Here is a 15,222-nt window from a genome sequence, read left to right as displayed (position 1 = left end):
TTCTACTTCTTGCCAAACAAGTCACCATAGGTATTACCTAAATGATTGCTCGACCAAGCACCGTTTGGCATTGAGTTCTCATAAGAATTATTTGAAAGGCTCATCTGATTTGGATTATGCAATGCTGCCTCCGCACCATAGGCGGGAAGGTAACCGCCGCCAAGAGCATAGTACTGCGAGACATGCCCCTGCTCGTGAGTGATAAGTTGATTGGCATACCGGTCGTATCGCGCCCCGCGCCCGTAATTCTTCTGGACGGCTGCATCGTATGGTCCGGGATTGACTGTCGAAAATATACCTATTGTTATGCCTGGACCCGCCATATTTTCCTTAGCCTTGAACACATATCCATGCTTGTACCAAGTTGGCTGTTTCCCGCCGCTCTCGTATAAACCGATTGAGTATCCAACAGCATTTGTGGCCTGACCGGCGACCACCGCCTGTACCGCTCCGTTCACCATCGCATCATCTGGGTCGCCGCCAAAAACCCTACTGACAACATATCCCTGGGCTGCGCCGCGCAGCATATCGCGACCCACCTGCCCAGCAATCGCCTCAGTCGGAGTATTAGCTGTTATTGAATTGCCGTAGAGATCAGCAAATCCGCCGCCCACAAAACCACTGACGGCACCGACAAGCGCTCCCCGGCCTACATCTCCCCCATTTATAGCGGCACTCAAGGCCCCGGTTGCGGCGCCCGCTATCGTACTACTCGCTAGCACGCTGTCGGTAAGCGCGAACGTGCCAGCGTACACTCCGCTTGCTAGAGCGGCGCTAACACCACCGATAACCGCCCCTTTGACAATCCCTCCAAGCACATCCTCGTCGTGAAACGCCGCGTCCAACCCTCCGATCACGGCGCCGACAATGATGGCGATCACAATAAAAGGCAGTCGACCATCTGGATCGCTAAAGGTCGCCGGATTGTTGAAGCCGTACGAGTAACGGTTTGATCTGAGCATAGAACCCAGATCAGAGGCTTGGCCATCCGGTTGCAAGAAGCGCCGGAGATCTCCGCTGTACTGACGAGCCCCTAGCGTATAGAGGGCCGTCGCCTCGTCCAACGCTCCGCCGCCAAATGCTAAATACATGCCAGAAGTGACGCCAGGTATCTTCTTTCGCACTTCGCTGTGCGTTGGTGTTCCCCAGAGGTCATAGTTGAGCGTCGCAACAGGCACTCCATCGGCACCCGCAATCGCGCGCACCGAACCGCGGTAATCGGAATACGAATAGTATATGGCCGCGCTGTCATCCTCATAAGCTATCGTTAAGCCCCCCGCCAGAATCTTCCTCAAGCAGTGACCTTCTTCGCACTCGTAATGTAAACCGACATAATCGGTGGTTCCTGAGGGTGTCCTTCTCTGCACCATCAAGCCGTCACCATCGTAGTCATACGATGCCAAAGTTTTTCCTCGGCGGCTAGCACCGCTTAGCAATCCATCAATGGCGTAGGTGATATTGAGATTGTCGCTTCCGACGTGAGTTGAGACGGAAACAACTTTCCCCAACTGATCATATGCGAGAGAAGTGTTGTCGACCTTCCCGACCTTATTTGAGGGCAATTCGATCGGCTCGGCGAAAACACTGGGATCGGTTATTGGCAAAGCGGGGTTGTCAAATTTGTCGTACGACCAAACTTTCGAGCCGGCGGGGCTTTCCGCCGAGGTCAGTCGATAGTTTTCGTCATAGAAAAGCTTCGTCGCTCCTAACGCTCGATCATCGATCGAGATGACATTTCCGGCAATGTCATATTCCAGGTTCTGAGAAACGATCACTCCGCCAGGACCGACGCTTTTCAGCGTGCAAATAAGAAAAGGTTTAAAGCCACAGCGCCCAGCGATGTTCTTGCCATATTCTACAGAGGTCGTGGTGTTATTTCCATAGCGAGAATCAAGCGGTCCGAACTGGGGATCGAAATTGCTGTACTCTGCGTATACAGTAGAGTCGCTATAAACTTTCTTCAACCAAGGTCCGTCGTAGTCGTAAAATACGCTTTTGCCGTCGGGATAGACGAGCTGCTTAAGACGGCCATCGAGATCAAAGACTGAATGCGTTACATAGGTCTCGTCACCAGTCGTTCGGAGTGCCGCTATAAGCTGCCCAGCTGCGCTGTAGATGAAACTCGACCTTCCATTGTCGTCCTTAGCTGACGTCATACGCCCGATGGCATTTAGACCTTCATCGAATGTATAGTTGACAAACCTTTGGGGCCGGTCGTTGTCGTCGCGGAATTCTTTCCGCAGAACACGCCCCAGCACGTCATAGTTAAGTATCATTGATACACCGGATGGGTCCGTCTGTTTGAGAAGACGACCAACAGCGTCATATTCGTAGTGCCATTCGCCACTATCTGGCGTCCTCGATGCAATCTTTCGACCTAAGCTGTCGTACTTGAATTGCTCTCGCCTGGCACCCGACCATGCCGCGGTTGCGTTGCCCAGAACGTCGTACGAAAAGTTGGTCTGCCGCGCCTCACCACCCGACTCAGTTACACAGTCGAAGGCCCTGCCCGAGTCCTCGTTGTAAGCGTCTATTTGACCGAACGCAGTGAATGTTGCTCTCCTGCGTTGCCCCTCAGGATCGACGGTAACTTGCACGCCCGGCCCGTAGCAACTCCGGTAAATCGCACCTCCTGGCTCAATTCTCTCCACCACGCGGTCTAAGGCGTCATAACGAAACTCAGTCCATAGATGCGTTGCGCCTGCATAGACAATGTCGCTAGATCTGGACGGGAGGCCGTGAGAATTGAACTCGGTGATCGACTCAGCAACCTGTCCGGCGGCGCCTTCGAACTCCGATTTCCAAACTCGCCCCACGCCATCCAGAAAATCATTCTGCCAAACTCCTGCTGCAGTTATCGATCTGGTATGCTGTGAGATAGGATTGCCCCAATTGAGATAAGAAAACTGAGTTCCCGAGCCGTCAGGGTGCGTTTCGCTGAGTTCACGACCGAACTCATCGTACGTGAACGAGGTGATCGCCCCGTTAGCGTCGGCAACAGCTTCCAGCGTCCCATACAGGCCGCTACCCGCAACCCCATTTACCCCACCGATTGATTGAACAACCGCCTGATTCAGACTGTTCGTAGTACGAAGGGCAAATGTCCCCGTCGGATCATAGTCAAGCGTGATTCTGCTTCCATCCGGACCTCTTGAGCAGACCAAATTTCCGAACTTGTCGTACCGCATGGTCGTTGTCACGTCGTGACCGGAATCGTTCCACCTAGTTATCGATGTTACGTTGCCCCGCCTGACATCCAAGGGACGATCACTAAGGTCGTCACATCCTGAAACTGCGTCATAGGCAAAGCTGGTCGACGAGACCTTCGCGACAGTTGTCCGACCGCGATAGACCGTCTCTTCGGCCACCCGGTTGGAAATGTGGAGCGTGGGGTTCACGACGAAACGTCGCTCAACTAGCCAATCGTCTGCCTCCTTGCTCGGGTTGCCCAGATGAATAGTGCGCACCTGGTTACCTGTTGAATTATCGTAATCGTATTCTGTTCTATTCGATACTGAACAACCTCTCCTATCGCACTGGCGCGAAATTTGAACTGTCGGGGGGCTGAAATACCAGGGACCGTCAATCAGCGTAGCATATTCGGTCTCCGTGCGAGCCAAAAGAACTCCCGACCCGTCAGATATGTCGTGGCGGATGATCTTTCCGCGCATTTTTGCCACTGCAGCGTCTGCGTCGTTATCGGACGGCTCTTGTCCGTCTCCCTGCAGAAATTGAAAGGACTCTACTCTCGGGGGCGCGCTGGCATCGGCAGTCGTTACGACTGTCACGTGCCCAAAGCCCCGAAACTGTCCCGCCAGCGAATTAAAAATCCCTCCAGAAAATGTAAATGTCCGCTCAGAAATCGTGGATCGGCCATCTGAAATAGATATCTTCGACGGCACCAGAAACGGGGATGGCAGCCGCGTTTGGGTAGACGATACCGTGGATTTATATTCTACCGTTGTAGTACCTCCTAGCGGAGAGGTCACGGCGTTCAGACGATCATCTGCAAAATCCTTTCGAAACCAACACCCCAAGCCCTTGTTGCCACGAAAACAAACGTCGAGGCCGCCATCGCCGTCAAAATCCATTAGTCGGATGCTTCTATAAATATCCGAAGCTGACCAGTCTGGCGTTCCGCCATCAGGCATTGAGGGCCCGCGCAATGGAGCGACGCTGAATACGGCTGCTTGGCTAACTGTGTAACAAATCAGTCCAACTTTATCCCGGCCGCAGATATCATCAGTCCCATCCCCATTTATATCCTGAAATTGAATGGAGGCGTTCCTCGAATCCTGGCTCCAGTCGTTGGGGTCCGGCGCGCCGACAGGATTCCCCATGTCATCAATTGGCTGCGGAATATCCGCCCATCGCGGCCCCAAGATAGGGCGCGACAAGTCAAAGGAGCCGTCGACATTGAGAAAGCAGACAATGCCGCTGTTGTCTCTGCCACAAACGTCGTTGAGGCCGTCGCCATTTAGGTCCGGGTACTGGATCGATGTTGAATGGGAAGTCGCCTTCCAATCGGTTGCTGGGGGCGGCGGGTTTAATGGGTCGACTACCGGTGGAGGGTTAGACCAAGCTGGCCCTCGCACGGGGTTGGCCAGATCAAATCCATTTGCATCAGCCAAATAGCATATAACCCCATCGGCATCTCTGGCACAGAGATCGGCACGTTGGTCGGCGTCGAGGTGAATGGCCCTAATGGTCGAATAGTAGGAGGAGTCACTCCAATCCGTGCCCGGCGGTGGATTCTCCACGTCGTCTGGGAGATCTTTCCACTCAGGTCCCTTGACGCGCTTGGCGGGATCCAACTGAAATCCGCCTATACCTCCTGGAAAACATTCGATCCCAGACGCCTCAAGACGGCAGATGTCAGGATAACGGTCCCCGTCGATATCCATATACCGAATGGTTGAGACCGTCGGAATATACGAGAAATCCCACTGAGGACCGGGTCTTGGCTGCAACTTACCGTTTAACGCAAGCCAGCATTGAACTCCCCGCTGGAAATGAGCACAGACATCCGAGCTACCGTCGAGGTTCAGATCCGGGTACTGAACTACCGAAACATCGAAGTTCATCCAGCCCTCTCTAAAAGGTGGCAGTCGTTGTGGCCTTTCCAAAGCGTTGCCCGCGCGCGACCAGCATGAAAGGGCCGACATTTCAGGAACGCAGAATTCTTGCAACCCATCAGCGTTAAAGTCAGGATACCCCATCAACGCGGATAACGGCCCGCTCCACCGGACCTCATCCGATTTCCATGGATTGGCCGAAAGTGACGTAGCATAATCAGCTTCGAAACCAACGGCTGCGTTATTGTAGACAAAAGTCGTATTTGGCAGCGCACCCCCTAAATGGGAGCGCTGGACTATACTCTGCAGCATAGATCTTCCCGTTGAAGAAGATACGCCATACGTTAACTCAAAGACCCACTGGACTGCGCCGCTTGCGCTCACGGTGATGCTTTTGACCCGCTTAGCCGTTGCCCGGGCGATGCCATCTGCGTAGGTCAGTATCGGGTCCGGCCTATCTTCATAGCTGAACAGAACTGAATTGGGCGCTGGGTCGATAATGGTTCCGGCCGGATCCGAAAATCCCGTATAGTCGATTTCTTTCAGGTAGCGGCGATTTCCGTCTACAACATAGCTGTATGAGATGAAGTTCCCGTTCGTGTCGGTTACCCTGTCAATATACCAACGAGTCTCCTTAGCACCGCGATCCACATCTCTTGAGCCGGACGTGCTCCCGAACTGAAACACAGTTCCCGCCTTGTCAACGACGCGCCAAGCAGGCTTTCCGTCCGTGCCGGGGGTTCTTAGATATTCCGCGAAGGACTCGTCGAGCTCAGATCTAAAAGAAGTTGGAGTTAGTTCAACCAGGCTGACTGCCCCGGTTGTTGTTTCATATGTGAATGGAGCATTGGCAGGATTTGGATTTCTAACGGTACTAATTGTACCCGGGTTGAAACTCCAGCCAACGCCAAGCCACCCGTTTTGGACATTGCTTCGATAATTAAGGGCAATGGCCGGCTGCAAACCACCTCGTCCGGCAGGTAACGCAATCGGAGCTGATATAGAGAACGCACCATTAAACAGATCAGGAGTTATGGAAGAAGCCCCCGCTCCGCCCACGCTAGAACCCGAAGGCCCCGCCAGCGCAGCAAAGCTCGCTGAAGAGACTATTTCCGCCGGCTCAGGCTTTTTATCGTCAGCGTGCGCTGCAATGACGCCGAAAATAAACAAAGATGCGACACACCAACGCAGTTGCATCGTGCCCTCCGGCGGTAACCCTTTAAAGCAGTTAAATATTGAACATGGCACATGGCGCCTATTTTGCCAAGCTACAAATCAATAGCTTGTCACGTCTTATGAACTCACGGCAGCCCCACCTACATTAGTTAATAAATAAAATGTTTGTCAACAAATATTACTGAGAACACCCTAAATACCAACTGCACGCAACATAGTGTTACAGAGGTTACAGGCCGATAGTGGCTGACTCAATTATTCGCACACAAAGACGAAATTTCCTCATTCCTTGCTTTACTGGGGCGCTCGACTTCGTATCGGACCAGCTCACCGACGGGCGCCGCTTCCGCATCATGGCCGTCGTCGACGACTGCACGAGAGAGTGCCTGGCACTCATCGTTGATACGTCTCTCTCGGGCATGCGGGTTGCCCGCGAATTGGACCGTCTCATCACCGAGCGCGGCCGGCCGAAGATGATCGTCAGCGACAATGGCAGCGAGTTCACCTCGAACGCCATCCTCTCCTGGGCAGATCAGAGCCGCGTCGAATGGCATTACATTGCGCCCGGCAAGCCGATGCAGAATGGTTTTATCGAGAGCTTCAACGGCCGACTGCGCGATGAACTGCTCAACGAGACGCTGTTTACCTCGCTGGCTCAGGCGCGCGTGGCCATTGCCCTGTGGCGCGCCGACTACAACACCGCGCGGCCGCACTCGCAAATCGCCTGGCAGACACCGGCCGAGTTCGCCAGCACTTTCAATCCGCGACGGTCGCTCGCGCTGCGTCTATGCCAAAGGCTCCGCGCCAGCGCCCGTCGCTTCACCCGCCCAGCAGGGCACAACCCACGCCGGAAACTCAAAACTGGATAGAAACTGGGGGCAAGGTCAGGATCGATCGCGGGACCACTGTCGCACAGGACGTTGGGACCGGGAGGCTCTGTCTCAAGAAGGGAATGCCAGCAGTGCTCGGGATCAAAATCGATCGCCGCTCCCGCGCCACCCCCGGCGCCAACAAGTCCATCAGTGTGACAGATCGATCCAGAATAATCCGTCTGCAGGTCAGGCGAACGCACTTCGTCCAAGGAGCGAGCCCCCCAAATTCCCGTGAAATGAGGGGCTTACGAATTCACTTCAGTTTACCCGAGCCCGGGTACGCGCCAGTGCAAGGAGCGAAAAAACTATCCCGCGCCAACCATACTATGGAAGGCTCTGAAATAGGCTGAAGCGTAGCGATACCGGCCATGAACCCCTCGTCAACCGTAAACGTTTGGACAAACCACGGCTCGCCCAAGAGCATCCGCCCGCCAACTAATGGAGTGACAAGGACGTCCGAGAGTGTGGCACCAGATGCCTTGGCCACCGCTTCGCTCCCAACCCAACCGCGGAGGGATTGGTCACGGAAAGAAACGTCGCGTAGAAGATCGGGATCTCGAGGCTCTTTCTCAAGAAAAGAATGCCAGCAGTGTTCGAGATCAAAACCGATCGCCACTCCTTCGGCCGCCACGGCTCCAACGAGCCCATCAGTGTGAGAGATTGATCCAGAATAACCCATCGGAACGTCAGGCTCTCCAGTCGGACGAACGCCGAGCTCGGACAGCACATCGAGTTGTTCGCCCAATTCCTTCAAAGCGATGGCCAGCAGAACTCGACCTAAGACGGTTTGGTTTCGACGCTCAACCGTCCTATAGGCTAAGAGTTTCTCACGAACATCGGGATGTAGCCTCGTTGAGATCCAATCCAATTCTGGATCTGGAACGGTTCCGCAACGCGCCAGGTGAACCGACGAGGTCCGCAAACGGCGAGTCACCCGCCGCGTAGACGTGCTAAAACAGCCTCAACGTTGGCTGCCAAAGCGGGTGATGCCTCGGCGAGTTCGGCCATCTCAGGAAATTTGGCGGCGACTAGGGCAAGATTCGGCGAGACTACCGCTAGCTCCGCGAGGTTTGGGTTCTTCGCGGCCAACTCGGCAAGAGGCTTGGAGACAAGACTCAGCGCAGCAAGTCCAGGGGACGCCTCAACCGCACGTGCTAGATCCGGCGAGCCACCGGCGGACGCCGTGAAGCGCGACGCCTTGTCCGTCACATCGGTCGCGAGGTCCGCGCCGCCGCCCGATCCTGACGCGACCGCCTGGGCTGCTGCCCGCAATGCGGTCAGAAATTCTTCGGCCAATCTTGCTAGTTCAGGAAGCTGCTCCGGTTGTGGCATTCGCCCCTCTCCAAATAAAAGCCGGCAATTGTCGATTGCGAAAACACCGTCTACTGTAGGCCAGATCAGGAAATATGCAATCTGCCGATGTATACCTCAACCGATGGCCCTAGAGCTACGCCGCATTCCTCCATCGATCCTCTTCCTTCCGACGAGGAAGTGGAGGCTTTTCAGCGCGATGGGTACTACGTCACGCCGCATCCGGTGCTGTCAGACGACCTGATAGACCGAGCCCGGTACGGGGTAGCCCGCTATTACGAAGGCGAGCGCGATTGGCGGCTTCCGATTACCGGCGGCTATCTTGACTGGCGGCCCGAGCACGGTGGCCTGCTTCGCATAAACGATTATGTTTCGCTGCAGAATGAGCAATTGCGAGAGCTATGCGGGAATCCGACGATCGCTGCGATCGCAGGTCATCTGACCCGCTCGTCTGAGATCCGGCTCTTTCACGACCAACTCATCACCAAGTTGCCCTCGTCGGATGCGAGTACCGTTGTGGGTTGGCACGTGGATCAAGCCTATTGGCGAACATGCACATCGGAAAGGATGCTTACGGCTTGGATCCCCCTTGTTGAGGTCAACAAGGAAATGGGAGGATTGGCGGTAATTAGGGGTAGCCACCTTCAGGGCACCCAAGACTGGATGACCACCTTCAACGACAGAGACCTGCCGGCGCTGGAAGCGAGGCTGGCGGCCGCCGGCGTTCAAATGAGAATAGCCGAGTTGAACGTTCCCTTAGGATGCGTGAGCTTCCATCTTGGCAAAACTATTCATGGAAGCAAGCCGAACCATGGGACAACGCCGCGGATCGCTCTCACCGTCCACTACCAAGATGGTGACAATCGCTATCGCGCTCAATCCGATGAGCACGGCCGTCCAGCCCTTCATGTGAACGACCTATTATGCCGCCGTGCACCGGATGGTAACCCTGACTACAGTGATCCAGAGATCTGTCCGACGCTTTGGAGAGCAGAGGCTCAATGAATTCACAAAGCTCTCACAATGGCCCTTTTGCAAGCTTCCACCCTGCGACCTTGCCGTTCGAAGGTGTGCGTTCCCGCGTCTATTCGGACAAGCTGGCTACAGCGTCGTTGACTCTCAGCTACCACGCCGGCCAGGTACCCTATGGGAACGCGCAACTCCTCGCAGCGGTTGCGACCGTATTGGCTAGGTACGAAAGCGCTGACGACGTCTCTCTAGGTGTCTGTGAAAGGGGTGTAGCTGTGGGTGTGTCATTGTCGACACCTGGCGCTCGCACACTCGCTTCTCTCGAGACACAGGCTGCTGCGGTTCTAGCCGAGGTTATCTGGGATCCCCTTTCGTTCGGACGCCAGGTCTCCCTTGCCGATTTGACTGCCGTCGCTAATCGCAATCCGCTCTTTGGAGTGCTGGTCGTTTTAGACCATTTTGCCGCGCCCTCGCTCCGTCACGATGTCGCGCTGCGTTTTGACAACGAACGAGCTCTCGTTGCGGATTACAACGCTCGTGTTCTCCGGGCTGAAACTGTGGAGAGATTCCTGGGGCATGTGGCGTGCACCCTCGTGGCGCTTCACCAAACGCCGTCCGCGACTATCCTCGGCACACACTTCTTGGGCGACGATGAAGCGGTCGCGCTCGACGCGCTCGCAGGGGGGGGCGATCCGGCATTCGACGGCACGGTTCAGGATCTCGTCGCCGCGGCGCTAACCGGCCCGCTAAAGCACCCTGTCATCGAGTTCGGAAACCAGTCCTGGAGCCTAGCCCAGTTGATGGGCCGAGCCGACGAGATCGGTGTGGCAATTTCTACTCGGATCCGCTCGAAGGGCGCGCGCATAGGCATTGCGCTGCAGCCAGGTCCAGACCAGATCGCAGCTTTGATCGCGACCATCCGGCTTTGTGGCGTAATCGTCCCCCTCGACACAACCCTTCCTACTGCTCGGCAAGCGGCGATAAGAGAACAGGCCAACCTCACGGCGGTCGTCACCGAGAACCTTCTGGCTGTGCACTTTAAGGGCATGGATCCCATCGTTCTGGAGCACCTGCCGTCGGAGATGAACGGCGCGGCGCGGCCAATCGAGGTAGGATCGTCAACGCCAGATGATCCGCTCTATTTGATGTTCACCTCGGGCTCAACTGGGCTTCCTAAGGGCGTGGAGGTTCCTCACCGGACTCTTGCCAACCTCATAACGTGCGAGGATCGGCGACGGTCGATACGTGGCAAGCGCACGTTGGGCCGTACCTCCATCGCCTTTGACGTCGGCTTGCAGGAAATCTTCGCGACTATTCTTTTTGGCGGAACGCTCGTGATAGCAGCCGACAATGAACGCGCTGATATCGGTGCGTTAGCTTCGCTCATCGCGGATTGCCGAATCGCCAGAATCTACCTTCCGCCAGTTGCTCTACATCAGATGGCCGAAGCGGCTGATGCGCATCCTACTGCGCTTGACAACCTCGAAGAGGTTATTGTGGCTGGCGAACAGCTTCGCATTTCGCAAGCGATACGTCGGTTCTTTAGAGCGACGACAGCCCAACTGATCAACCAATACGGCCCCACGGAAACCCATGTTGCGACGGAGGCAATCCTCGACCAAGCACCGCTGCGGTGGTTAGACCTTCCCGCAATCGGTCGGCCGATTCCTGGCGTCCGCGCGTACGTTGTGAATGCCGCGGGGAAGCCGCAGCCGCTTCTTATAGCCGGGGAATTACTGGTCGGCGGTGTTGCACCGGCCCTCGGCTACCCCGGTTTGCCGGATCTCACACACGATCGTTTCATTCGCGATCCGACCACAACAAATTCAGAAGCGATGGTTTATCGGACAGGCGATCGAGCGCGGTGGCTGTCTGACGGTTGCCTCGAGTTTTTGGGCCGCCAGGATGATCAGGTGAAGGTACGCGGATATCGGGTCGAATTGGGGGACCTTGAGGCAAATGCGGAAAGTTTACCGGGCGTACAGCTTGCCGCCGCTAAGTATTGGACCACTGATACATGGACAGGTCTTGCACTTTACTTGGTTCTCAACGATTACAGCCGAGCCTCCTTGCGAGAACTCCGCGATGCACTTCGAGATCGCGTGCCAGAATATATGGTACCGCGACTTAGCGCGATGATGCTCCTCGACAAACTACCCCTCTCCTCTTCGGGGAAGGTCGATCGGGCTCAACTCCCGCACCCTGGAGCGTCTGAGGGACCAGCACTGTACGGCGTCACACCTGCGGATCGCGTGGCAGCGATTTGGAAGCGCCGCATTGGACTTGGTCAAATTGGCCTCGATGATGATTTCTTGGAACTCGGCGGACACTCTCTCCTAGCAATTCAGATTGTCTCCGAGGTAAACGACGCCCTCGGTATCGGCGTCCCTCTGTCGACCCTTCTCCGTGGTACCTCGCTGCGTGCGTTCACTGAGGTCGTTGAGGGGCTCTTGGCGGCCCGTGCTGTGGGCACTGTGCATAACCAAACATCCGCCGGCCGCGAGGTGGGGCCGAGCACGATCGCTTCTGAATCCGAGGTCGCGTCTCCCGTCAATTTCGTTGACCTTCCGGATGGGAAATTCGCAACTGTGTCGGCGGCCGAAGCCCGTCACTTGTGGACAGAAATCTTTACCCAAAATGCCTATCGCCACCCTGCCTTCCACTACCAGCCTGGTGCAACGATTGTCGACGTGGGCGCCAACATAGGGATATTCAGCCGCTACGCCCTCCATGAGACTGGCGGGTGTCGGCTGATCGCAATCGAACCCGCCTTCGAGCTGTTCAATTGTCTCAAGCAGAATTTGGCGCAGGTTGAAACTCAACTCGACCTTCTCCATCTCGGATGCGGTGAGGTGGACGTCGAGGAGTTGAACTTCTCGTATTTTCCACAGGTACCCTCCATGTCGAGCTTCGCACCGGATCGCACTAAGGACAAAGCGTTGCTTGGCGGCCTGCTTGCCAATGATCCCGCATGGTCAAGCTCGGATGGCGAATCCGCGCAAGGGCGCTTCTTAGAGGCGGCGTTCGAAGCGCGGCAGCAAAACTCACGGTGTCGACGAATCTCGACAATCTTAAGAACATTTAGGGTTGATAATGTCGGTCTTCTGAAGATTGACGTACAGCGGGGTGAGCAGGAGGTGCTGCGGGGAATCGAACCCGAGGACTGGGGAAAGATCTCGCAGGTCGTCATCGAATTGCAAGACCACGCTGGACGTGCAGAAAGCACGATGACATTCTTGAAGCTTCGCGGGTACGCCGTCGATGTTGGCTCAATCCCCCTACATCGGGGAACCGATGTCAGGTTTATCTATGGATGGCGGATCTGACCGGCGCGCCAAACTTCGGAACCACTCGCATCTGGGGCGCGCCGGTCTTCATGATTGTCGGAGATCAAAGTCCAAATGATCGACAGCGATTTCGAACCAAACCCCGAGGATGTCGCCTTCTTCGGCGCGCACGGATGGTGGCTGTCGGGTCTGATTCTCACTGACGCCGAACTTGATGACTTAAGGTACGCATTCGAGCGTTATGCTGCTGGCGAGCGCGATCGCCAGCTTCCCCGCAGCGTTTTACCCCAATGGTCCGGTGCGCTCGAGCGAGGCGTTCGTCAAGCAGACTACCTTTCGCTCCAACTCGACGATGTCATGGAGTTTGTTCGCCTACCGCTTTTGCCGCGCCTAGCTTCGGCGTTAAGCGGTGCGGAGGAGATCCGGCTCTTCCATGACCAATTGGTGTGGAAGGACCCCGTGAGCCTCACTCATGCGAATTCGAGCGTCGGGTGGCATACGGATCGGGCGTACTGGCGAAGCTGCACTTCGGTCCGCATGCTGACAGCTTGGATCCCGCTACAGGATACGGACGAGCACATGGGCCCACTTGCTGTGTGGGATGGCAGCCATCTCTGGCCCGATATCGACGACCTACACACCTTCGACGAACCTGATCTAGCTTCTTTGGAAGCGAGGTTCCGAGCGCTTGGACGCGACGTTGATGTGCGTCTGATACCCATGAAGCGCGGGCATGTGAGCTTCCATCACTGCCGGCTTGTCCATGGCAGCTATCCTAACCGCTCCGACCGGCCGCGGCTGGGGTTTGCCATCCACTATCAAGACGGTGCTAACCAGCACATCCGATCGAAGGGAGGGGCGGATGCGGAGGCCGTCCACCTGAATGACATGCTTTGCCGTACCAACGCGGACGGTGCGCCAGACTACTCGGATCCAGAGGTTTGCCCTGTCCTGTGGCGTACCACAGACCGACAGTGCTAACGGAACTGCCCCGTCACACATAACTCCAGTCTGCCACTAAAGCAGCATCGCCTTTGTCGTCACCGTGATTAGCTTCCACAAAAGAACGGAACTCTGTGCGGTAAGCAACAAGCATCGACCGAACGTCATCTGAGTCGCACAAGGATGCGTCATATTCTACTGCGACGACGAGTGCTGAAGGCAGCATGGTAACTAACCAGTCCATGGAGTCGCATCCCGAACCTTCATCCTCCTGGAGGCGCGCCGCGCCGCCCGACTCCCACGTAACCGGATCAAGAGTGCTTATATCGAGATCCTCAAGACGACATCCTGGCAGGTGCCAGTTGCCCAACGGGTGATCAACAATATTGAACGAAATGGGAATCCTTTTAGTAAGCGGGACCGCGCCGCGCCGCGTCGCGCCTAAGCTCAGTAGGGCCATCGGCACTTCTTGATGGTCCAGCGCGTCGAAAAGTGCTCCAGCCGCCCTGGAGGAGGCGGAGCGAGCATCGCCTGCTTCCACGGGCACAGCCAGCGGCACGGTATTGTAGAACGCTCCAGTGGCTGTGCTAGCGCCAGGGAGGCTCCGACTAGGGACATTGGTAAATACAGCCACAGATGATGCTACACGTCGAGCGGCGACAGTGCGTGCGAAGGCCGCGAGAAAGAGTGCGGCCGGAGGAACGCGCCATTCGCGCGCGCGGCGAACCACAGCGTCCCGGCCGCCAACTGCAATCCGCAACTCCTGCCGGTGGCGGCCGACGATCGATGGCGAAGTTGACGCCCGGACCGGCATTGGTTCCATACCTATGGCATCGAGTCGGCGGAGCCACAATTCATATTCCGCCTGTGCCTCGACCGAAGACAACCACTTGCGCTGCACCCGCGCATAGTCGATCGAGGTCGTGAGGGTCAATCCGTTCAATGCACCGGCGTAACTTTGTCGAAAAGTCTCGGCGTAACGTTGGAGGGAGATGGCGTCCGCCGAGATGTGATGCACGCCGAAGGCCCAAAGGTGTACATCCTCTGCAACGCGAATGATGCAATGACGCATTTGGGGAGCGCGTCCGGCGGAGAAATTCGCGGGGCCGTAAGCCCATTGCAAAGCAGACGTTACGTTTGTGTCGGACTGCAAGTCCTCGTGTCGACAACTATGCTCGACATCTTCTGGTGCCATGACTTGGCAAACGGGTTCTCCAGAGCGCCAAACACAAATGGAGCGTAGTGGCTCATGCGCCGTGACTGTGGCCTGAACCGCACGCTCGAATGCCGGGATATCCAGGTGACCGACTATCCTTACTAAACGGGCAATCATCGGAGCACGCGATTGTGACAATTCTGTAAAGAGCAAAAGCTCTTGGCAAAACGAGAGCGGTCCTGTGCGGATATATGGCGTCGACCTCATGGTGCTCCCGATCAGCTGCAGATGTTGTGTCGAAAGACAAAGATCCGGCACGGTCTTCTGACCCTCGAAGATTCGGCCACAGTGATCCTTTCGTTGTTCAGCTTCTATGACCGCCCGCGGCAACGCGAGCTCTCTGGGCCGCCGCGAGCAAAGCGCAGTGGGAGCGC

General features: G+C 56.2%; 6 protein-coding genes and 1 pseudogene. 4 read left to right on the top strand and 3 right to left on the bottom strand.

What is annotated here, in order from left to right:
* Window positions 1-2: 2 nt before the first annotated feature.
* Window positions 3-6,272, bottom strand: coding sequence for a SpvB/TcaC N-terminal domain-containing protein (locus tag FJ986_RS23410; RefSeq protein WP_140675863.1), 6,270 nt, complete (start codon window positions 6,270-6,272; stop codon window positions 3-5).
* A 281-nt stretch (window positions 6,273-6,553) separates the two neighbouring features.
* Between FJ986_RS23410 and FJ986_RS23405 the strand changes: the two are divergent.
* Window positions 6,554-7,120 (top strand): annotated as a pseudogene (locus FJ986_RS23405) (integrase core domain-containing protein); the annotation flags it as partial.
* Between the two features lie 933 nt (window positions 7,121-8,053).
* On the opposite strand, the gene FJ986_RS23400 reads toward FJ986_RS23405, so the two are convergent.
* Window positions 8,054-8,455, bottom strand: coding sequence for a hypothetical protein (locus FJ986_RS23400; protein ID WP_140675861.1), 402 nt, complete (start codon window positions 8,453-8,455; stop codon window positions 8,054-8,056).
* An 87-nt stretch (window positions 8,456-8,542) separates the two neighbouring features.
* On the opposite strand from FJ986_RS23400, the gene FJ986_RS23395 reads away from it, so the two are divergent.
* From FJ986_RS23395 to FJ986_RS23385, 3 genes are all read left to right on the top strand, one after another.
* Entirely contained in the window at window positions 8,543-9,439 is an 897-nt protein-coding gene (locus FJ986_RS23395; RefSeq protein ID WP_140675859.1) for a phytanoyl-CoA dioxygenase family protein, read from the top strand.
* On the top strand, window positions 9,436-12,729 hold the full coding sequence (locus FJ986_RS23390) for an amino acid adenylation domain-containing protein (RefSeq protein WP_140675858.1): 3,294 nt from the start codon (window positions 9,436-9,438) through the stop codon (window positions 12,727-12,729). The genes FJ986_RS23395 and FJ986_RS23390 overlap by 4 nt, the downstream gene beginning before the upstream one ends.
* Window positions 12,730-12,804: 75 nt before the next feature.
* Window positions 12,805-13,671, top strand: a complete 867-nt coding sequence (locus FJ986_RS23385) for a phytanoyl-CoA dioxygenase family protein (RefSeq protein ID WP_140675857.1) — start codon at window positions 12,805-12,807, stop codon at window positions 13,669-13,671.
* 13 nt (window positions 13,672-13,684) lie between these two features.
* On the opposite strand, the gene FJ986_RS23380 is transcribed toward FJ986_RS23385, so the two are convergent.
* A complete protein-coding gene (locus tag FJ986_RS23380; protein WP_281406982.1) occupies window positions 13,685-15,055 on the bottom strand; it encodes a condensation domain-containing protein in 1,371 nt (456 codons plus the stop codon).
* Window positions 15,056-15,222: the final 167 nt, after the last annotated feature.

Source organism: Mesorhizobium sp. B1-1-1 (genome assembly GCF_006442955.1).
GTDB lineage: Bacteria > Pseudomonadota > Alphaproteobacteria > Rhizobiales > Rhizobiaceae > Mesorhizobium.
This window is presented reverse-complemented; position numbering and strand designations above follow the sequence as displayed.

Bases quoted from the DNA above. Each gene is read 5' to 3' on its own strand.
- FJ986_RS23410 (WP_140675863.1), bottom strand. From the start codon at position 6,272: ATGCAACTGCGTTGGTGTGTCGCATCTTTGTTTATTTTCGGCGTCATT.
- FJ986_RS23400 (WP_140675861.1), bottom strand. From the start codon at position 8,455: ATGCCACAACCGGAGCAGCTTCCTGAACTAGCAAGATTGGCCGAAGAA.
- FJ986_RS23395 (WP_140675859.1), top strand. From the start codon at position 8,543: ATGTATACCTCAACCGATGGCCCTAGAGCTACGCCGCATTCCTCCATC.
- FJ986_RS23390 (WP_140675858.1), top strand. From the start codon at position 9,436: ATGAATTCACAAAGCTCTCACAATGGCCCTTTTGCAAGCTTCCACCCT.
- FJ986_RS23385 (WP_140675857.1), top strand. From the start codon at position 12,805: ATGATCGACAGCGATTTCGAACCAAACCCCGAGGATGTCGCCTTCTTC.
- FJ986_RS23380 (WP_281406982.1), bottom strand. From the start codon at position 15,055: ATGAGGTCGACGCCATATATCCGCACAGGACCGCTCTCGTTTTGCCAA.